Origin of the sequence: Bosea sp. Tri-49, assembly GCF_003952665.1 — a bacterium.
In the GTDB taxonomy this organism is placed as follows: Bacteria; Pseudomonadota; Alphaproteobacteria; order Rhizobiales; family Beijerinckiaceae; genus Allobosea.
This window is the reverse complement of sequence record NZ_CP017946.1, coordinates 1,101,751-1,121,342: the sequence shown is the minus strand read 5'-3', so window position 1 is coordinate 1,121,342 and position 19,592 is coordinate 1,101,751. Positions and strand designations below refer to the sequence as shown.

Below are 19,592 nucleotides of genomic sequence, written 5' to 3'. Positions count from 1 at the left end.
CCGCGAGCTGAGCGCATTTGTATCTAGCGCTCCGCGGCGCCCGGCGCCGGCACTCTGGCGCCGGGGCGCGCCTGCTCCAGCGGGCCACCCCCGAGCGGATCGACGAAGCGGCGCAGGATGCCGGGAGCGATTGCCGAAAGCGGGTTCACCGTCATCGTCGGCTGGCTGGCTGAACCAGAAACGCGGAAATTCACCGCGAACAGCCCGCCGTATTGTCCACCACCGAGGATCATGCCGACCACCGGCACCTGCGCAAAGGCGTTGTTGAAGGCATAGCCTGGCACAAAGGTGCCGCCGATATCGACGCGGTCGCGGCCATAGTCGACGCTGCCCTGGATGGTGAAGCCGACCTGCTGGCCCCACAGCACCGCATCGCTGACGTCGATCCGGCTGGCGCTGCGCACGAACTCGGCCCGTAGCTTGGTGAAGGCGACATCGCTCGCATCGATCCGCTGAACCGGCGCCCCGGTACTGTCGAGCGCGTTCGGCGTCTGGGAGCCCTGCGGACCGACGACGCGGCGCAAGGCCGGCTCGTCCCGCACCGTGAAATTGCGCAGGAGCAGCTCGCCCGGCTGGCGGCCCTCGCCGGCGCCAAGCTGCAGGATCAGGTCGCCGCCATAGGCACGGCGATAGAGATCGAGGAAGCGCAGCGTGGCGCCCCCGTTCTCCGACTGCACGACCAGCTGGCCGGCGCCCTCGCCCTGCCTGGCCTGCTTGATCGAAAGGTCGGCTTTGCCGATGCGGCCCTGATAGGCGACCGAGCGCAGGGCCCCGTTCCGACGCGAGAGCTTGAGCTGTGAATTGCCCAGCGCCTCATTGTTGAAGCCGGTCAGGATCGGCACGTCGAGGTCGAGATCGAAATCCGGGCCCGACGCAGTGCTCTGGTTGCCGCGCGCCCCACGGGTCGGAGCCGCGGGTGCGTCGAACAGGTCGCGGATGAAGGGACGTGCATCGAGCACCGCCCCGCGCACCGAGAGCTTGGTCACATTGCCGTCGCGGCCGATCTCGACCTTGGTGAGATTGTCGCCCGGCGACAGACGCAATTGCGAGAAGCTGGCGCTCTCGAACGCGTTCTGCTTGGTCAGCGAGATGCGGCCTTTGGCCAGCAGCGGCGCGCTCTCGATCGTCAGGTCTTCAAGGTCCGGGCCGTCGTCGTCGACGACATAGGTGAAAGCCGCCTTGCCGGCCCGGCCAGCGGGCTTGCTCACCCCCGGCACGCCTGAATCGATCGCAGCCTTGGTCAGGTCGACCTCGACCCGTGGCGGCGCCTCCGGTGTTTTGCCAAGCGGCTTGACGACCTTGACCTGCATCGGCCCGCTGATGCCGGTCTCCGGGCCAAAGCCACGCCGCTTGAGCGCGGCATTGTCGAGGGCAAGCGAGATGCTCGCCTCGCCCTGCCCCTTGGCGTTCTGTTTGAGCTCGATCGGCGCCTTGTCGCCGCCGACCTTGCCCTCACCCTTGATGGATAGCTGACCGCGATCATAGCTGAGCGCCAGATTGGCGCCCTCCAGCTTCTCGCCGCCGAGCAGATTGTCGGAAGCGACATTCGACAGGGCGCCGCTACTGCGGATCAGGACGTCAACAAACTGCAGGTCGTTGACGAGCGGCAAGGAGAGCTGGCTGGTCAGATCGACCGCGCCCCGCAATGCGCCTGGCTCGATCTTGAGCGGCGAGAATTCACGCAGGGACGGGAAGTTGAGGAGAGCGACCAGGGCATCGGCGGAACCCGTCGACTTGAAGCTCATCCGCGCCTGCGGCCGATCCGCCCAGGTGTCGGACATGGCGAAGGTACCTTCACTCAACGTCAGCTTTCGGCCATCGCCGAGCTCGGCCGTAGCTTGCGGAATAACGAGATCGACAGTGCGGCCAGTCGTCGAGCCCACGACGCGTGCATCGGTCAGCAGCGGCAGGCCGGGATTGGGCAGGAAGCTGACCTGCGAGGCCTTCAGCGCCACGGCCACGGCGTCGTCGTCCATGCCCTTGCCGCTGGACAGCCTCGCATTCGCCTCCGGCGACATCGTCACCTTGACGTCGATCTCCTCGACCCGCCCGCTCTTGACCATCTCCGACAGCGCCCCATGCAGCCCCGGCGACGTCACCGCCGGCCAGACCGCGAGCGCGGCCCGCATGTCGGTGTCGACCGCCCTGATCTGGAACTGATGCGAGTTCTGGTCGTCACGCCGGCGGGCCATGCCGGAGCCTTCGGCGCTGATCAGCGGCCCCTTGAACGAAAGCTGCCCGAGTCGGATCTCGCCCGCCCCGGGATCGACATCGAGCTGTGTTCGCAGCGCTGAGATCACGACCGCGGCGTCCTTGCCGATGCCCGCGACCTGGCCGCCACCATCGAGTACCAGCCGCCAGATGCCGCCCTCGTTCCGCGCCTGCCCGCTCCCGGCGAGCTTGGTCTCGCCGGCCTGGAGCTCGGCGGTCGCGACCCGGATCGTCTTGAGGCCGTCCTCGCTGGTGAAATCGAGCTTCGCCCCTTGCACTTCGATCGGGTCAAGCCCGGCATTGTGGACACGGACGACGCCCGGCGCGACGGTCAGTCCCGCCGCGAACTTGCGCTCGCCATTGCCTGCCTGGGTCAGCGAGATCTTGCCGCTGAGCGCCATGCCATCCAGCGCGACCATGGCGTTGCCGAAGGCGAGTGCCACTGCCTCGGCCGGCTCGAAACGCTGGATATCGATGGTCGCGCTGCGCGTTCCATCAGGAGCGCTGGACAGGTCGATCGCCAATTCCTTCCAGCGCGGGCCGATCCGCCCCTTCATCGACAGGCGGGCCTGCCCGCCGCCGAACCGCTCCAATCTGACATCGACGTCTTCGAGGCCGGATCGTTGCCGTCCGGCCGGATCGATCAATGTGACACGAGCCCCGCCAATGCCGGCAATTTCGAGCGATCCGAGCAGACCCTCGTTCGAGACCAGCGCGCCGATCGCGTTCATAGCGCCGGCGAAAGCGTCCCAATCCACCGGATCACCGGCCACCGGCGTCTTCGATGTCTGCTCCGGCTGGGCGTCCTGCTCAAGCAGCAACGATCCGTCCTGCCTGACGCCAAGTCGGATATTGACGCCGCGTAGGTCGAGCGAGACCAGGCGGATATTGCCGCGCAACAACGACATCGCGTCGTAGCCGAGGACGGCCTCCGGCGCTCGGAACGACGCCCCGCCCGCATGGCGGAACGAGACCTCGCGGACACGCAGGCGCGAACGGCCGTCGACACGGTCGAGCTCGGCCTGCTCGGCCGTGACCTTCCAGTTCGGGCCGAGCCGTTCTTCGATGGCTATGGAGATTCGGCCTTCGAGCCCGGACAGGGGAATGAAGCCGCTGACCAGCAAGGCGGCTCCGACAAAACCAAGAGTCACCACCGCGACGCAAACCGCCACTGCAATGGTGACGATGCCGCGCCAGGCGCGCTTCGCCACGGCGGCGACCTCCTGGCATTCCGCCGCGGAAGTCGCGCCGGGTGCGGGAGCCGCGTTGATTTTGCTGTTCTCGGTCAAACGGAAACGCTTCTTGTGTTGCTACTCGAATCGTGCGGATCGATGTAACAGCTCCGGCAGCCGGGCCGCCTTGCCATCCGCATGATGCGCCTGTTCCCGGGAGCGGTACAGCAACAGCAAGCTAGCTGATTCGTTCCCAGCGGTTCTGGTCTGTGGTCAAAGCCGGCTTGTCGCAGGCGGCTTGCCCGGCCCTTGCACGTGATCGAGACCAAAGGAAGGCGAAGATGGCGTTGAACGAAGGCATCGCGGCCCCGGACTTCACCTTGCCGACGGATGGCAGCGGCTCGCTCACACTGTCCAGCCTGCGCGGCGGCAAGGTCGTGCTCTACGCCTATCCGCAGGACGACACGCAAAGCTGTACCAACGAGGCGCTCTCCTTCGACGCACTGCGCGCGGAATTCGCTGCTGCGGGCGCGACAGTGATCGGCATCTCGCCCGATTCGGTGAAGCGCCACGACAAGTTCAAGCAAAAGTACGGGCTGCACCTCACTCTGGTTTCGGACGAGGAGCGGACGGCTATCGAAGCCTATGGCCTCTGGGTCGAGAAGCAGATGTATGGGCGGCACTATATGGGGGTCGAGCGCAGCACCTTCCTGATCGATGCGACGGGTAAGATCGCTCGCGTCTGGGCCAAGGTCAGGGTCAAGGGCCATGCCGAGGATGTGCTCGCAGCTGCCCGGGAACTCTGACGCTTGCGAGGCGGAAACCCTGTGAAACCGACCATGGTTTGCGATTGATTAACCCTAACGGGGTCTAATCGAACCATCGCAGCGTCAACTCGGTTTTGCGTATGATTCCCTCGGATTCTCTTGCCCAAGCTGCCGGCCCCGCACTCCCCGTGACCGGCATCCTGTCCCGCCGCAGCTTCACGATCAGCCGCTCGACCGCGCTGCTCGGCTTGAGCCTGCTGGCGCTGACCACCGCCTGGAGTGGTGCGACGAGCTGGTACATCCTGCGCAAGGACGATCTCGCCGCGCGGCTGATCAGCCGCGAGACCTCGCGCCAATACGCTTATGAGGATCGGATCGCGGCGCTGCGTGCCGATGTCGACCGGCTCGCCAGCCGTGCCTTGCTCGATCAGGACGGGGTAGAGGCCCGAGTCGGCGAGATCGCCACGCGCCAGGCCGAACTCGAATCGCGACAGTCCCTGGTCAACGCCGTCGCCGAGAGCCTGCAATCGGCCGGCATCGGCGTGTCGCAGGCAGCAAAGAGCCCGCTGCGCCAGCGCATGATCAAGCCCGAGGAGCCGATCCGTGCCTCCGGCGTCACCAGCTTCGCACCGTTCGCCTCAGGCAAGCCGACGCCGGCGCCGGAGACCCTGCCGCTGCGTGGCGCCGACGATCGTCCGGCCCCCTGGCAATCGGGCGAAGCCGAGGAGCCCGTACCTCCAGCCAAACGTGTCGCCGGGGCGCTGATCCAGCTCGATCAGTCGATCGAGCGCAGCTCGGCCGCCCAGCTCGCAGCCCTGCGCGACATCGACCGAACCCTCGGCGAGACACAGAAGACGCTGCGCGGCGCGCTTGCGGAAACCAGGCTCGATACCGACAAGCTCGCGGCCGCGAACTCCGTCGCGAAGGGTGTCGGTGGACCGCTCGTCCCGATCGACATCGATCCCACAGCCGGCCCCTTCGAGGCGACTCTGAGCTCATTGCAGCCGCGCATAGCGACTGTATTCAGCCTGCGCGGCCTCGCCGAGCGGCTGCCGCTGAACAGGCCGCTCGACGGAGAGCTCGAGCTGAGCTCCAATTACGGCTACCGCGCCGATCCCTTTACCCGCGGGGCCGCCTTGCACACCGGCATGGACTTGCGCGCCGAGCACGGAGCGCCTGTGCGCGCCACCGGCCCGGGAAAAGTCGTGACCGCCGAGTATTCGGGTGGCTACGGCAACATGGTCGAGATCGAGCACGCGAACGGTCTCACCACGCGCTACGCTCACATGTCGGCTATCCTGGTCAGCCTAGGCCAGACGGTAAGCAGCGGGACCCTCGTCGGCCGCGTCGGCTCGACCGGCCGCTCGACCGGGCCCCACCTGCACTACGAAACGCGGCTGGACGGCGACCCGATTGATCCAAACCGTTTCCTGCGGGCCGGCAACAAGCTAGCCGGGCGGGTCTGAGGACACACGTCCTCAGGGGCGGTCTTCCAAGCTCAATTAAGCTTCACAGATCGCTGCAGCGTTCACGCACAGCGAGCTGTTTTGATTCGCGAATCAATTCAGCGCAAGGCTTCGATAATAGCGGCGGCCGCCACTTGATGGCCGTACTCGTTCCAGTGCGCATCGGCCTGGAACTCGAAGCGTTTGCCGGCCTTGGCCCATTCGGCGGCGAAAACCGGGTGCAGGTCGAGGAAAGCGATACCGTGCTTGCCAGCCATCTCGGCGGCGATGCGGTTGAGCTTCAGCGCCGGGCTGTCGGGGCGGCCGGCATAGATCGCCGCGCGATCGCCATCTATGACAAGCTGGAGCTTGGCCCCGATCGCGTCAGTGCGCACTTTCAGCCGGCCGAACAGATAGTCCGTGGCGACACGGATATCGGCCTCCTGCGCCAACACGCTCGCCACATCGATATTGGCGGCATAGCCGCCCTCGCCTGCGGCCTTGGCCGGCCCGAGGATCGCATCGACCAATGCCTGCGGCCTGACCTGCCAGCGATAAAGCAGGAAGCGCGCCGTGGCGCTCTGGCGGACAAATTCGAGCCGGCCGGCGCGCCATGGCTCGGGAGCGACCTCGCCGACGACCTTGCCGCCTTCGATCTTCAGCTTGAGGAAACTCGATGTGTAGCGCCCCGGCTTGAAGGCGAAGCTCTCGTCGAAGTCGTTGTGGACCAGGTTGACGACGATCCGGTCGGGCCGCCGCTGGATCACTTCGCGCTCGATCATCTGCAGATACTGGCTGAGCGGAGCGCCGGCGACGCCGAAGCGCTGGACCTCGATCGGCCCCGCGGTAGCCAGCTTGGCGCCAACCGCTTCGGCGAAGCTCTTGTCGAACGGCACCTGCAGCGCCTCGACGAAGCTGTCGCCAACGAAGGCGATGCGGGCGACGCCCGGCTTGCGCTCAACCGAGTAGTTCGGAAGCGGCGAGTTCCAGCCCTGCGCATTGATCTTGAACGGCGCGGCGATCTCGTCACGCACGCGCCAGACGCCGCTCTGCCCCGGCTGGTAGCGCACCACCTCGTTGACGAAGGTGTTGCGCGGCACGTCGCTCGCCGGCAGCACGAAGCGGAACAGCACCAGCTCGCAGAACAACAGGAAGACGACGACGCTGCCGACCGAAACCGCGAGATTGATCAGAATCTCGCGGCCGCGGGAGCGCTTCTTCGGGCTCAATCGATGTCCTCGACTTCGACCTCGGTGCCATAGACGCGCTGCGCCAGCGAAGCCTCCATGAACGGATCGAGATCACCGTCGAGCACATCGGACGGAGCTGTCGAGCTGACGCCCGTGCGCAGATCCTTCACCAGCTGATAGGGCTGCAGCACATAGGAGCGAATCTGGTGGCCCCAGCCGATATCGGTTTTGGAGGCCTGCTCGGCATTCGCCTTGTCTTCGCGCTTCTTGAGCTCGACCTCGTAGAGGCGGGCGCGCAGCATGTCCCAGGCCTTGGCCCGGTTCTTGTGCTGCGAGCGTTCCTGCTGGCAGGTCACGGCGATCCCGGTCGGGATATGGGTGATGCGCACCGCCGAATCGGTGGTGTTGATGTGCTGACCGCCCGCTCCCTGTGCGCGATAGGTGTCGATGCGGCAGTCCGATTCGTTGACCTCGATGACGATCCGGTCGTCGACCACCGGATAGACCCAGACCGATGCAAAGGAGGTCTGCCGCCTTGCATTGGAGTCGAAAGGCGAGATGCGCACCAGCCGGTGCACGCCCGATTCGGTCTTCAGCCAGCCATAGGCGTTGTGGCCCTTGAACTGCAGCGTGGCCGACTTGATGCCGGCCTGATCGCCGTCCTGGTAGTCGAGCACGTCGACCTTGAACTTCCGCCGCTCACCCCAGCGCCGATACATGCGCAGCAGCATCTCGGCCCAGTCCTGGCTCTCTGTGCCGCCGGCGCCGGGATGGATTTCGACATAGGTGTCGAGCATGTCGGCCTCGCCCGAAAGCAAGGTCTCGACCTGGCGGCGCGCCGCCTCGACCTCGACGGCCTTGATCGCCGCCTCGCCCTCGGAGACGGTGGCTTCGTCCTCTTCCATCTCGCCGAGCTCGATCAGCGTCAGCGCGTCGTCGAGCTCGCGCTCCAGCTTGATGATGCCGTTGATCTGGTCTTCGAGCGAGGTCCGCTCGCGCATCAGCTTCTGCGCGGTCTCGGCGTCATTCCAGAAATCCGGGCCTTCGGAAAGCGCGTTCAGCTCCGCCAGGCGTCGTTGTGCGACATCCCAGTCAAAGATGCCTCCTCAGCAGTCCAATCGACTGCTTGGCGTTGTCGAGTTGCGTCTGAATCTCTGGGCGCATGATCCGGGATCGAAGTCCTGTGCAGAGGGCTATTCGGGCGCTGGCATAGAAAGGATGTGCCGCGCTGTAAATGCCTGGCCTCGCCTGGCCGGCGCTCAGAAGCCGCAGGCGAGGCAGTGACGCCCGCCATCATGGCGATACTCGGCCTTCCAGTAATGCGGGTCGTTGATGTCCTGGTAGTCGAGCCCCGCCGTCAGCGTGTAGCGTTTGCGAAAGGGCCGTTGGAGGATCACCAGCAGCTCGCAATGCGGAGGCCAGTCGGCGATCTCCGCGATCCGGTTGCCGCGCGCCAGCTCCGCCCGCAGAATGTCCCGCAGAGGCGCGGCGAGCGCCGCCGCCTTGGCGGGAATGGGAGGGCTCAGTAGAGCCCGCCCGTGCCGGAACCCACCGAGCGCCCGCCCGCCGGGGCAACGCTCATCGCCCCGCCCGTGCCGTCGGACGCACCGATCACCGAATAGCTGTCCGGCGGCGCCGTACCCGGCTTGAACGCTTCGAGGATACCGCCCTCGCCGCCGGCGCGCATGCCGGTGCGTGGGTCGACCCGGATCAGCTTGATGCCGGGCGGTACGCGGAACGGCGTCGCCGGTTTGTCCTTCAGCGCGACCGTCATGAAGTCGCGGAAGATCGGCGCAGCGTACTGGCCGGCAGTCGCAGAGTTGCCGAGCGACTTCGGCTTGTCGAAGCCCATATAGACGCCGACGGCGAGATCCGGCGAGAAGCCAACGAACCAGACGTCCTTGGCGTCGTTGGTGGTGCCGGTCTTGCCGGCGAGCGGCTTGCCGACCGATTTGACCACTGTCGCAGTGCCGGCGTTGACGACGCCTTCCAGCATCGAGACCATCTGATAGGCGGTCAGCGGGTCGAGCACCTGCTCGCGATTATCGACCAGGCGCGGCTCGCGCTGATTGGCCCACTTATCGGCCTCACAGCCTTCGCAGGTGCGCTGGTCGTGCTTATAGATCGTCGCGCCCCAGCGATCCTGGATGCGGTCTATCAGGGTCGGCCGGATACGTTTGCCGCCATTGGCCAGCATCGAATAGGCCGCAGTCATCCGCATGACCGTGGTCTCGCCGGCGCCGAGCGACATCGAGAGAACCGGCAGCATGTCGTCATAAATGCCGAAGCGGCGGGCATATTCCGCGATCAACGGCATGCCGACATCCTTGGCGAGGCGCACCGTCATCAGGTTCTTCGAGAACTGGATGCCGTAACGCAGCGTCCGCGGGCCGGTGAACTTGCCGTCATAGTTGCTTGGCGTCCACATGCCGAGGCCACCACCCTGGTCGACCTCGATCGGCGCGTCGAGCACGATGCTGGACGGGGTGTAGCCGTTGTCGAGCGCGGTCGCATAGACGAAGGGCTTGAACGACGAGCCCGGCTGGCGCAGCGCCTGCGTCGACCGGTTGAATTCCGACTGGTCATGCGAGAAGCCGCCGACCATGGCGAGCACGCGGCCCGAGAACGGGTCCATCACGGTGATGGCGCCATTGACCTCGGGCATCTGGCGCAGGCGGACCTGGCCGGGCTTGCCGTCGAGCGGTTCGACATAGACGACGTCGCCCGCAGCGACGGCCTGCGAGACACGCGTACGCCGCGTCCAGCGGATGCCGTCCGGGCCGAGCGTCACCGTCTCGCGCTCCGGCCGGAGTTGACCCGATGTCTCGCGAATCGGCTGCAAGCCGAGGCGGGCGCTGTCGCCGGCAACATCGAGCACGACGGCGAGGCGCCAGGGCTTGACGTCGCCCAGCACCGGCAATTCGGCGATGGCGAGCCCCCATTCGCGGCTCGACGCGTCGATCTTCTGGATCGCGCCACGCCAGCCGCGAGCCTCGTCGAAGCGCACGAGACCATCGACCAGCGCCTTGCGCGCCATCAGCTGCATCTTGGGATCGACGGTGGCACGGACCGAGAGCCCGCCCTCGAGCAACTTCTTCTCGCCATAGCGATCCTGCAGCTCGCGCCGGATCTCCTCGGCGAAATAGCCGGCAGCGATCTGGTTGGGCGAGACCGTGCGCGGATTGACGCCGAGCGGCTGCTTCTTGGCAGCCTCGGCATCGGGCCGCTTGAGGAAGCCGTTTTCGGACATGCGGTCGAGCACGTAATTGCGCCGCTCGATCGCGCGCTCGCGGTTACGGAAGGGGTGCAGGTCGGTCGGCGCCTTCGGTAGCGCCGCGAGATAGGCCGCTTCCTGCGCGTTCAGCTCATGCACCGACTTGCCGAAATAGTTCAGCGCCGCCGCGGCGACGCCGTAGCTGCCCTGTCCCGGCGCCGGCGCGCCGAGATAGATCTCGTTGAGATAAAGCTCGAGGATCTTGTCCTTGGAATAGGTCGACTCGATGCGCAGCGCGATCAGCGCCTCGCGAATCTTGCGCTCGATGCTCTGCTCGGAGCCGACCAGGAAGTTCTTCGCCACCTGCTGAGTGATGGTCGAAGCGCCTTGCGGCCGGCGGCCAGAAGCACGATTGCGGAAGTTCGAGATCGCGGCGCGGGCGAGACCCTCGGGGTCGACACCGAAATGCTTGTAGAAGTTCTTGTCCTCGGCCGAGAGGAAGGCGTCGATGATCAGCTTCGGCACCGCCTGAATCGGCAGATAAAGCCGGCGTTCACGCGCGAACTCGGCAATGAGGCTGCCGTCGCCGGCATGGACGCGGCTCATCACCGGCGGCTCGTAATTCCGCAGCTGCGCTGAATCGGGCAGATCCTTGGAGTAGTGCCAGATCACGCCGGCAGCGCCTGCAACACCGATGACGAACAGGATCGTACCGGCGGCGAACGCCCATCCGAAAAGGCGCAATATGAACCGCATCGAGAAATTTGACCTCGGCTAGCGGCAGCGGCGTCGCCCTCCCCCGTTGGCGTCGCACCGTGCCCGGCTGATCTTGAACTCGTCTCTATATCATGGCGGAGATGGCGGAACCGTGGCTTTACGACCACAAATCGCCATCTTCGACCACTACGCCGTCAAGGCTTGCTCTGCGCAGCCTTGCCCGGTGTTTGCAGGCGTTCGAAATACTGGTCGATCGCCTGTTGAACGGCCGAGGCCGCTTGGTTGCGCCAGCCCTCGGAATTCAACAGCTCGGCATCCTTGGGGCTCGACATGTAGCCGAGTTCGATCAGAACCGACGGCACATCGGGAGCGGTCAATACGCGAAAACCTGCGGAACGCAACGGAACCTTGTGCATCTTGACCGAGCCGCCGAGCCGCTCGACCAGATTTCGCGCGAAGATCGTCGAGAAGCTGCGGGTCTCGCGCTTGGCGAGATCCATCAGAATGCCGGCGACATCATGCACGTCCTCGCTCGAATCGAGACCGGCGACGGCGTCAGCCTGGTTTTCCTTCGCCGCCAGCCGCGCCGCTTCGGCGTCGCTCGCACGCTCCGAGCCAGTATAGATGGTGGCGCCGCGCACATCCTGCGCCTGCGCCAGCGAATCGGCATGGATCGAGATGAACAGGCTGGCCTCGACGCCGCGCGCGATACGGACACGGTCGCCTAGCGAGATGAACGTGTCGTCCGAGCGGGTCATGATCACCCGGTAACGCCCCTGCGCCTCGAGCTGCTCCTTCAGCTTCAGCCCGAAGGCGAGCACGACCGCCTTCTCGGCGATCGCGGCGACCTGGGTGCCAGGGTCGATACCGCCATGCCCGGGATCGATAACCACGATGCGGCGCGAATCACCCTCGGCCTTGCGCTCGACCGGAATGCTCGGCAGCTGCGCCTTGGCAGCGGCCTCGCGGGCAAGCACGGCGAATTCCTCGCGGCTCGTGCGCTTCAGCTCGACCGTGAGCTCGCCGAAGCCGCCGCGCTGCGGCTTGACCGAGACGCTCGCCACCACGGCCGGCTGCGCCAGATCGAGGATGATGCGGGCACGGTCGGCCATGAACAGGCCGTAACGGAAACCGGAGACGAAACCGGCCGACTTGCGCCCCTGCTTCGGCTCCATCTGGAAATTGACCGACGGCAGCTCGACAATGACGCGATCCGGGCCCGCCATCACGGTCGCGCTCGCGGCAACCGGTCGCGACAATGTCAACGTCAGCCGGACAGTGTCGCCTTGAACTTCGAGCCGCGCATCGGTGGCGACAGGAGAGTCGCCGGCGCCTCGGCCGGTGTTCCCTGCCGCAGCGGTCGCAAGCAGGCAGCCCAGCACTGCGGCCACGACGAAACGCCGCGCCAGCATGGCGATTCGGCCGATGCACGCCACAGAAAGGCGAAGCCCGTGCAGCAGGAGAAAGCTCCTCGATTCGCTCGCTCGACGCTTAACGAAGGTTAACCATAGCGCCGCCATTCGTTGATAACCCGTTACCATGCGGGTGCAGCGCCGGGAACCGCCTGCCAAAACTTGGCCACTGTTAACGCGCTTGCAAAAATGCATCGCCTGTCTGTAATGGAGATGGTTGCAACGTGAAGGCTACCGCAGCGCACAAGCTGGGCCATCCAAGCCCGCCAGCGCCCTGCGAACCAGCCGAACGACCGGATCGGTCAAACCGATCCGCGCCGGCGCGGAGGCAGCCAACAACGGAATCGTCCGCGGACGAGCTTGCGCCAGGCAGCAATCGGCGCCGGTCCTCTTGTCTGCGAGCGTGTCAACGCGGTGTGCCTCGTTCCAGAGACGCACTGTAGGTCAAAGGTCAGATGTCGGGGCAAACGACGCCGCTTTCCCTTTCGGTGTTTCGTCGAGACCTTTCAGGTGGCGACGGGCTTTTCGCCCGCCCTGCCGCTCGCTCCCGTCGTCGTCTCTTGATCGAATTCCTCTCCCTGCAACATGCCGGCCTCAGCCGGCTTACGCGCGGTGCCCCTGCCCGCGGCCGCGGATTCGCATCCGCAGCCCGGCGGATTGCCAAGGCCGCCGCGCCAATGGATTTGTCCCATGGCCAACAAGATGCTTATCGATGCCACCCACCCGGAAGAGACCCGGGTCGTGGTGTCCCGCGGCTCGCGTATCGAAGAGTTTGATTTCGAATCTGCCAGCCGCAAGCCGCTCCGCGGTAATATCTATCTGGCGAAGGTGACGCGGGTGGAGCCATCGCTCCAGGCCGCCTTCGTCGAATATGGCGGCAATCGCCACGGCTTCCTCGCCTTCTCCGAAATCCACCCGGATTACTATCAGATCCCGATCGCCGACCGGCAGGCGCTGCTCGCCGAGGACGCCCGCGCCGAGCGCGAGGAAGAGCGTGACGAGGAAAAGCGTGAGCGCCGCGGCCGCCGTGGCCGCCGCGATCGTGACGGCCGCGACAACCGCGCCAAGCGCACCGCCGAGAGCGGCGAGACCGTCAGCGCCGAGGTCGAGGCCGGCAACGGTCATGTCGAGACCGACGGCAAGGAAGCCGCGATGGTCAACGAGGGCGCGCCGGCTTTCGGCGATTCATTCGCCCCGGCCGTCGCCGAATCCGACAGCGAGAGTGTCGTCGAGAACGCCGCTCCGCTGACCTTCGAGACCGTTGAGGTCGCCGCTTCGGAAGATGCTGGCGAGGAGACGCAGGCGCGCCGGCCGTCTCAGGACGACGAGAACGGCGATGACGAGAACGGCGGCGAAGAGGCGCAGGAAGAGCCGGAGCAGCTCGGTGGCGGCGACGCCCTCGACGATATCGCCGAGCGGCCGCATCGCCATTCGCGCCGCCAGTACAAGATCCAGGAGGTGATCAAGCGCCGCCAGATCATCCTGGTCCAGGTCGTCAAGGAAGAGCGCGGCAACAAGGGCGCGGCCCTCACCACCTATCTCTCGCTCGCCGGCCGCTATTCCGTGCTGATGCCGAACACCGGCAAGGGCGGCGGCATCTCGCGCAAGATCACCAATGCCGAGGACCGCAAGCGCCTGAAGGAGATCGCCCAGGAGCTGGAGGTGCCGGAGGGGATGGGCATCATCCTGCGCACCGCCGGCGCCTCCCGCACCAAGCCGGAGATCAGGCGCGACTACGAATATCTGATGCGGATGTGGGAGAGCGTGCGCGAGCTGACGCTCGGCTCGGTCGCCCCGGCGCTGGTCTATGAGGAGGGCAACCTCGTCAAGCGCTCGATCCGCGACCTCTACAACAAGGACATCGACGAGGTTCACGTCGCCGGCGAGAACGCCTATCGCGAGGCGAAGGACTTCATGCGCATGCTCATGCCGAGCCATGCCAAGAGCGTGAAGCCCTATCGCGAACAGACCCCGCTCTTCGCCGCCTTCGGCGTCGAGAGCCAGCTCGACGCGATGTTCTCGAACACCGTGACGCTGAAGTCGGGCGGCTACATCGTCATCAACCAGACCGAGGCGCTGGTCGCGATCGACATCAACTCCGGGCGTTCGACCCGCGAGCACAACATCGAGGACACCGCCCTCAAGACCAATCTCGAAGCGGCGGAGGAAATCTCCCGCCAGCTGCGCCTGCGCGACCTTGCCGGTCTCATCGTGATCGATTTCATCGACATGGAGGAGAACCGCAACAACCGCGCGGTCGAGAAAAAGCTGAAGGAGTGCCTGAAGAACGACCGCGCCCGCATCCAGGTCGGTCGCATCTCCGCCTTCGGCCTGCTCGAGATGTCGCGCCAGCGCATCCGCACCGGCGTGCTCGAGAGCTCCTCGGTGCCCTGCCCGCACTGCGCCGGCGCCGGCCTCGTCCGCTCGACGCCGTCGATCGCGCTGCAGATCCTGCGCGCGCTCGAGGAGGCACTGATCAAGAGCGCCTCGCATAACCTCGAAGTCCGCACCCGGCCCGAGGTCGCGCTCTATGTGCTCAACCAGAAGCGTGCCCATCTGCGCGACCTGGAAGAACGCTTCAACATTGCCATCATCATCTCGGCCGACGCGGCCCTGCTCGGCACCCGCTATTTCGAGGTCGAGCGCGGCGAGTTCGTCGGCAACGAGAACCGCGTCGTGCCGGTGTCGAGCATGCGCGCCGAGGCGATCATCGACGAGCCGGAGGACGACGATATCGTCGAGGCCGAAGTCGAGGTTGAGGTCGAGATTGAAAGCGGGGCCGAAGGCGAGACCGCGGCTGAGCCGCGCGCCGCTGCCGAGGGCGAAAGCCAGGAGAGCCGCGACGGTCGCCGCCGGCGTCGGCGTCGGCGTCGCCGGCGCGGTGGCGAGCGTGATAGCCAAGGCCAGCTGGTGGAAGGCGCCGCCGACGAGTCCGATGAGCAGGACGACGAAGGCAGCGATGACGACGCCGTCGGCGAATCGGACGATGCCGCCCCAGCTTCCGCTGCGGCTTCGCTTGAAGAGCCGGCCGCCCCGGTGATCGAGACCCCGACGCCCGAGCCGGAAGCTGGTGCCAAGCCGAAGCGCCCCCGCCGTGGCCGCGCCAAGAAAGCAGACGCCGAAGCTGAGACCGTCGAAGCTCCCAAGGAAGCTGCGAAGGAAGCCGCCAAGGCTGCCCCCGCGGAGGAGACGGTCGCCGAACCGGCCGAGAAGCCCAAGCGCAGCCGCTCGCGCAAGAAGGTCGTGCCGATCACCGAGGACGGCATCGCTGCCGCTCCGGTCGAGGTGGCGCCAGCACCTGAACCAGCTGCGCCCGTGATCGCTGTTGCGCCGGAACCGGCGCCCGCCGTCGAGGCGCCGCCCGCGCCGCGCGTGATCGAGGAGCCTGTCGCGGTCGTGCTGACCCCGCCCGATCCGGATCGACCCAAGCGCGGCGGCTGGTGGAACAAGCTGGCCGGACGCAAGTAGAAATCAGGGCCGCCGCGAGCAATCGCGGCGGCCTTTTTCATTGCCGGAGGATGGGATGCGGCCGCCGCGAAGCCGTGAGAGCCTGCTGGTGAGGGCGATCGCCTGCATTGGCCTGCTCGGTCTTGCCTGGCTCGCCCAGCAGACGATCGGCTGGCTCGGCGTTGGCCTGCTTGGCCTGTTCACCCTCTTCGTCGCGGTTCGTTACGAGCTGGAGGGCAACCTGCCGGTCGGCCCACAGATGACGCCGGACCTCTATGCCAGCCAGTTCCACAAGCACGGCCGCGAGCATGAAGCTGAGCGCGCCGGCCAGCGCCATGAATGGGCGGGCCAGCTCTCCGCCGCCCGCCTCGCTGCAGGATTGGGCGCCCTGCTGGCACTTCTCGGCTTCGGCTTCTTCTTCATCCTGGAGTTTGGCCACCAGACCGGATGAAGGTCCCTGGCCGGGTCGAGGTTCACTCCGCGGCCGGCACCAGCGGAGTCGGCGGCGGCACGGCCGCGATCGCGGCAGCGGTGCTCCTGCCGCCCCCCTCCTTTACCGTGACCGCATTCGAGGCGAACGGCACCTCGGCCTCGTTCAGGCCGCGATAGACTCGCTTCAGCGCCTCGCGCTGCAGCATCGAGGCCTGGTTCGGCTTGCCGGTGAACTTCAACCTGATCACGATCGCCGAATCGGTGATGTCGGCGACGCCCTGCATCTTGAGCTGGGCGATGAAATGCGGCCCGTATTCTGGGTCTTCCAGCAAGGCCAGCCCGACCTTCTTGATCGTCTTGCGCGCCTTCTCGATATCGGCCGAGTGGTCGAGGCGTACGTTGAACTTCACCGTCGCCCAGTCGCGGCTGGCATTGGTCAGCGACTGCACCTGGCCGAACGGGACGGTGTGAATCTGTCCGCTCTGATGGCGCAGTTGCATCGAGCGCAGCGAGATTTTCTCGACCGTGCCCTTGAGCCGGCCGGTATCGACATATTCGCCGACGCGGAAGGCATCCTCCAACATGAAGAAGAAGCCGGAGACGATGTCCCGCACCAGCGCCTGCGAGCCGAAGGAGATGGCGAGGCCGAGAATGCCGAACCCGGCGAGCAGCGGCCCGATATCGACGCCGAGCCGCGACAGCAGCACCAATGCGGTCAGCCCGAACACAGCAGCGAGCACGACGCCGCGCAGGACCGGCAGCACCGTCGCCAGCCGCGATGGCACATGGTCGTGCGGTACGGCGTCCTCGTCGCCCGGCAGGCTTGCCACGGGCTTCGGAGTATAGGCGTCGAAGAAGCTGCGCAGGAATACGATCGCCACCCAGCCGCCGAAGGCGAGCACGGCGACGCCGCCGGCCTGGCGCATCAGCATGGTGAACTGGTCGGAACTGACGCCGAAGAGGAAGCCGGCCCAGAGTCGCGCCAGCAGATAGAAGCCGCCGGCCCAGATCGCGCCGCCGGCCGCGGCGCGTAGCGCATGGCCAACCGCAAGCGAGAGCGGCGCGGTCTCGCCCATCGCCGCCGCATGCGCTTGCCGGCAGGCCATCAGGCTGGTGATGCCGACCGCCAGGATCGGCGCCAGCACGATGATGAACTGCGTCAGCGCGGCAGCCTCCGCCCAGCGCGCCCCGCCCTCCATCATCGAGGACGCATTGCCGACCATCCAGATCAGCACCGCGAGTGCGGCATAGACCCAGCCCGTCGTCAGGGCGATCACGCGGCGCGTCGGCCCGGGTTCATGCGCGGAATGGAGAATCAACGCCGCGAGGTCGTGCCGCGCATCGATGAACCACCAGACCTTGAACACGGTCGAGACAATGCCGACCAGGGCGAACAGCCCGACGACGGCTCCGGGGCCGGTGGTATGCTGGATCGACACCGTCGCCGTCAGCAGGACGGGCGTGAGAATGCCGAAGAAGATCAGGAATTTGAAAGCCCGCTCGGCCCGCGGCAGCGGCATGACCCGACGTTCCGGAGCACCGGGAGCGAGCAGGAAGCGTCCGAGGATCAGATATCCGGCGCCGATGGTAAGGCCGTTGGCGATCGTGCGCAGCACCATATGGGCAAGGTCGGGCTCCGGCAGCCAGAATCTGCGCACCGCATGCAGCACTACGAGCCAGAGCGCGAGCGTCGCCAGGTCCTGTAGCAGGCCCCAGGAGGACGCGATCAGGCGCGGCGTGAACTCGGGCCCTTCCGGCCGCAGCCGGCGCGCGAACCAGCCCGCTGTCGCAAGCCGGAACAACCCGGCCACGGCAAACGCGAGTACAAGGCCTACTGCAAGCCACCAGCCGGCCGAACCATTGCGGTTCTGCGCCCAGGCAGTGCGCCAGGCATCCGGTATCTGGGCAAGGCGCGGTATGGCGGCGAGGCCTTGCGATACGCCATCGACGAAATGATCCCAGAAGGCTTCGGCCTGGGTTTCATGCTCTGCCGGAGCGCTGCTCGACGATAGCGGCAGCGCTGCACCAGCTACGGCAGACGCCGCAGGGGCGGCAGCTGCCTCGCCCTTCCCGGCGATCCTGATCTCGACCTTGCGCCCACCGGCCGACAGGGCATCGACCAGCTTGCGCACCGTCTCGGGCGTCTCGTCGCCGCGCAGGGTCAGCACGGTCGGCGCGTCCGTCTTGGCGTGCTGCGCCACGGCCGGCAGCGGGACTGCGACAGCGCCAACCAGCAGCGCCACCCCGCACAACGCCATGGTCTTCAGCCAGTTCCGCATCGCGACCATGTCCTGCCCCCAAGCCGGATCAGATTGAGTCCGCCGCGTCGCCTTGGCAAGCACTCGCTTCAGCGCGTCTTCAGCCAGCGCCCCAGGCGCGCCACCGCCTCCTCGCATTCGGCCAGCGAGCCGGCGAAGGAAAGCCTGACGGTCCGCGCCCCGCGCCCCTCGTCGAAATCGAGCCCGGGCGTGATCGCGACACCGGCATTTTCGAGAGCATCCCGGCAGAAGCTCATGGAATCGTTCGAGTATCGGCCGATGTCGAGATAGATGTAGAAGGCCCCGTCTACGGGGAGGAAGTCGCCGAGCCCGATCTCCGGAAGCGCCTTCAGCAGATAGGCGCGGTTCTCAGCATAGCCGGTCTTGATCGCCTCACATTCCGCGGTCGCGTCGAAAGCGGCCTCGCCGGCGACCTGGCTCAGCATCGGCACCGAAATCGAGAAATTCTGCTGCAGCCGCTCGATCACGCGGACCAGCCGCTCCGGCACCACCAGCCAGCCGACCCGCCAGCCGGTCATGCAATAATACTTGGAGAAGGAATTGACGACGATCGTGTCCGGATCGGCGGCGAGCGCCGTCGTCGCCGGCCGCTCATAGGTCAGGCCGTGATAGATCTCGTCGGAAATATACCAGAGTCCGAGCCGCCGGCATTCGGCCGCCACCGCCGCAATCGCCTCGGGCGCCATCACCACGCCCGTCGGATTGGCCGGGCTCATCGTCAGCACGCCGGCGAGCGGCTTTTCGGCATGGGCCCTGGCGATCAGCTCGGGCGTCAGCGCGTAGCGTGTCTCCGGCCCGACCGGGATCGCGACCGGCTCGAGCCCGAGCGCGATCAGGATGTTGCGATAGGCCGGATAACCCGGAGCGGTGATCGCGATGCGCGCGCCGGGCTCGAAACAGGCGAGGAAGCTCAGGATGAAACCGCCGGAGGAGCCGGTCGTCACGACGACGCGCTCGGCCGGGACCTCGACACCGTAAGTGTCGCGATAGTGCCGCGCGATCCGGGCCCTGAGCGAGCCTATGCCGAGCGCCTGGGTATAGCCGATGCGGCCATCCTCCAGAGCGCGGGCCGCGGCCGCCCGGATGCTGGCCGGCGTCGCCGCCGAAGGCTGCCCGACCTCCATATGCACGACCGAACCGCCACGCCGCTCGATCGCCTCGGCCGCGTTCATCACGTCCATGACGATGAAGGGCGAGACGCCCTGTGCCCGGGCGGCGGGCTTCGGCGCCGGCGGCAGGCCGGTAGCGGCAATGGTCATGGCAGCCTCGATGATCGTCACGTTGCCCGAGCCATGCCCCGCGAGCG

12 protein-coding genes are annotated in these 19,592 nt (G+C 66.5%); 4 read left to right on the top strand and 8 right to left on the bottom strand.

Features of this window, described 5'->3' with window-relative positions; translation table 11 throughout:
- Positions 1 to 23 precede the first annotated feature (23 nt).
- Complete coding sequence (locus tag BLM15_RS05535; RefSeq protein WP_126111126.1) at positions 24 to 3,422, bottom strand: hypothetical protein; 3,399 nt, start codon at positions 3,420 to 3,422, stop codon at positions 24 to 26.
- A gap of 302 nt (positions 3,423 to 3,724) precedes the next feature.
- Between BLM15_RS05535 and BLM15_RS05530 the strand changes: the two genes are divergently transcribed.
- Both BLM15_RS05530 and BLM15_RS05525 read left to right on the top strand, forming a co-directional pair.
- A complete protein-coding gene (locus BLM15_RS05530) occupies positions 3,725 to 4,189 on the top strand; it encodes a peroxiredoxin (protein WP_126111124.1) in 465 nt (154 codons plus the stop codon).
- 149 nt (positions 4,190 to 4,338) lie between these two features.
- The gene (locus BLM15_RS05525) at positions 4,339 to 5,616 is read left to right on the top strand and encodes a M23 family metallopeptidase (RefSeq protein WP_236846577.1); all 1,278 of its coding nucleotides are present in this window, start codon (positions 4,339 to 4,341) and stop codon (positions 5,614 to 5,616) included.
- Between the two features lie 98 nt (positions 5,617 to 5,714).
- On the opposite strand, the gene BLM15_RS05520 is transcribed toward BLM15_RS05525, so the two are convergent.
- The 5 genes from BLM15_RS05520 to BLM15_RS05500 form a co-directional block, all read right to left on the bottom strand.
- Positions 5,715 to 6,824 (bottom strand): SGNH/GDSL hydrolase family protein, encoded by a 1,110-nt coding sequence (locus tag BLM15_RS05520; protein WP_126111120.1) that lies wholly within the window; start codon positions 6,822 to 6,824, stop codon positions 5,715 to 5,717.
- A protein-coding gene (prfB, locus tag BLM15_RS05515) for a peptide chain release factor 2 (RefSeq protein ID WP_126111118.1) occupies positions 6,821 to 7,949 on the bottom strand; the annotation gives its coding sequence in 2 pieces (ribosomal slippage) (positions 6,821 to 7,879 and positions 7,881 to 7,949; 1,128 coding nt in all). The genes BLM15_RS05520 and prfB overlap by 4 nt, the downstream gene beginning before the upstream one ends.
- Before the next feature lie 95 nt (positions 7,950 to 8,044).
- Positions 8,045 to 8,182 carry a hypothetical protein gene (locus tag BLM15_RS31590; protein ID WP_206438609.1) on the bottom strand — a complete coding sequence of 46 codons (138 nt, stop codon included), beginning with the start codon at positions 8,180 to 8,182 and terminating at the stop codon, positions 8,045 to 8,047.
- Between the two features lie 125 nt (positions 8,183 to 8,307).
- The gene (locus tag BLM15_RS05505; RefSeq protein ID WP_126111114.1) at positions 8,308 to 10,755 is read right to left on the bottom strand and encodes a penicillin-binding protein 1A; all 2,448 of its coding nucleotides are present in this window, start codon (positions 10,753 to 10,755) and stop codon (positions 8,308 to 8,310) included.
- A gap of 155 nt (positions 10,756 to 10,910) precedes the next feature.
- Complete coding sequence (locus BLM15_RS05500) at positions 10,911 to 12,128, bottom strand: N-acetylmuramoyl-L-alanine amidase (protein ID WP_164547401.1); 1,218 nt, start codon at positions 12,126 to 12,128, stop codon at positions 10,911 to 10,913.
- Between the two features lie 690 nt (positions 12,129 to 12,818).
- On the opposite strand from BLM15_RS05500, the gene BLM15_RS05495 reads away from it, so the two are divergent.
- Together BLM15_RS05495 and BLM15_RS05490 are read left to right on the top strand one after the other, a co-directional pair.
- Positions 12,819 to 15,596: an Rne/Rng family ribonuclease gene (locus tag BLM15_RS05495; RefSeq protein ID WP_126111110.1), complete on the top strand. Its 2,778-nt coding sequence runs from the start codon at positions 12,819 to 12,821 to the stop codon at positions 15,594 to 15,596.
- A gap of 55 nt (positions 15,597 to 15,651) precedes the next feature.
- On the top strand, positions 15,652 to 16,026 hold the full coding sequence (locus tag BLM15_RS05490; RefSeq protein WP_126111108.1) for a hypothetical protein: 375 nt from the start codon (positions 15,652 to 15,654) through the stop codon (positions 16,024 to 16,026).
- A 22-nt stretch (positions 16,027 to 16,048) separates the two neighbouring features.
- Here the strand turns inward: BLM15_RS05490 and BLM15_RS05485 are convergent, their stop codons facing one another.
- Both BLM15_RS05485 and BLM15_RS05480 read right to left on the bottom strand, forming a co-directional pair.
- Entirely contained in the window at positions 16,049 to 18,295 is a 2,247-nt protein-coding gene (locus BLM15_RS05485) for a mechanosensitive ion channel family protein (RefSeq protein WP_126111106.1), read from the bottom strand.
- Between the two features lie 59 nt (positions 18,296 to 18,354).
- Positions 18,355 to 19,545, bottom strand: coding sequence for a pyridoxal phosphate-dependent aminotransferase (locus BLM15_RS05480; protein ID WP_126111104.1), 1,191 nt, complete (start codon positions 19,543 to 19,545; stop codon positions 18,355 to 18,357).
- Between the last annotated feature and the right edge of the window lie 47 nt (positions 19,546 to 19,592).

Excerpts from the sequence above, each read along its gene's own strand:
- BLM15_RS05530 (WP_126111124.1), top strand. The coding sequence starts at position 3,725 with ATGGCGTTGAACGAAGGCATCGCGGCCCCGGACTTCACCTTGCCGACG.
- BLM15_RS05505 (WP_126111114.1), bottom strand. The coding sequence starts at position 10,755 with ATGCGGTTCATATTGCGCCTTTTCGGATGGGCGTTCGCCGCCGGTACG.
- BLM15_RS05500 (WP_164547401.1), bottom strand. The coding sequence starts at position 12,128 with ATGCTGGCGCGGCGTTTCGTCGTGGCCGCAGTGCTGGGCTGCCTGCTT.
- BLM15_RS05495 (WP_126111110.1), top strand. The coding sequence starts at position 12,819 with ATGGCCAACAAGATGCTTATCGATGCCACCCACCCGGAAGAGACCCGG.
- BLM15_RS05490 (WP_126111108.1), top strand. The coding sequence starts at position 15,652 with ATGCGGCCGCCGCGAAGCCGTGAGAGCCTGCTGGTGAGGGCGATCGCC.
- BLM15_RS05485 (WP_126111106.1), bottom strand. The coding sequence starts at position 18,295 with ATGGTCGCGATGCGGAACTGGCTGAAGACCATGGCGTTGTGCGGGGTG.
- BLM15_RS05480 (WP_126111104.1), bottom strand. The coding sequence starts at position 19,545 with ATGACCATTGCCGCTACCGGCCTGCCGCCGGCGCCGAAGCCCGCCGCC.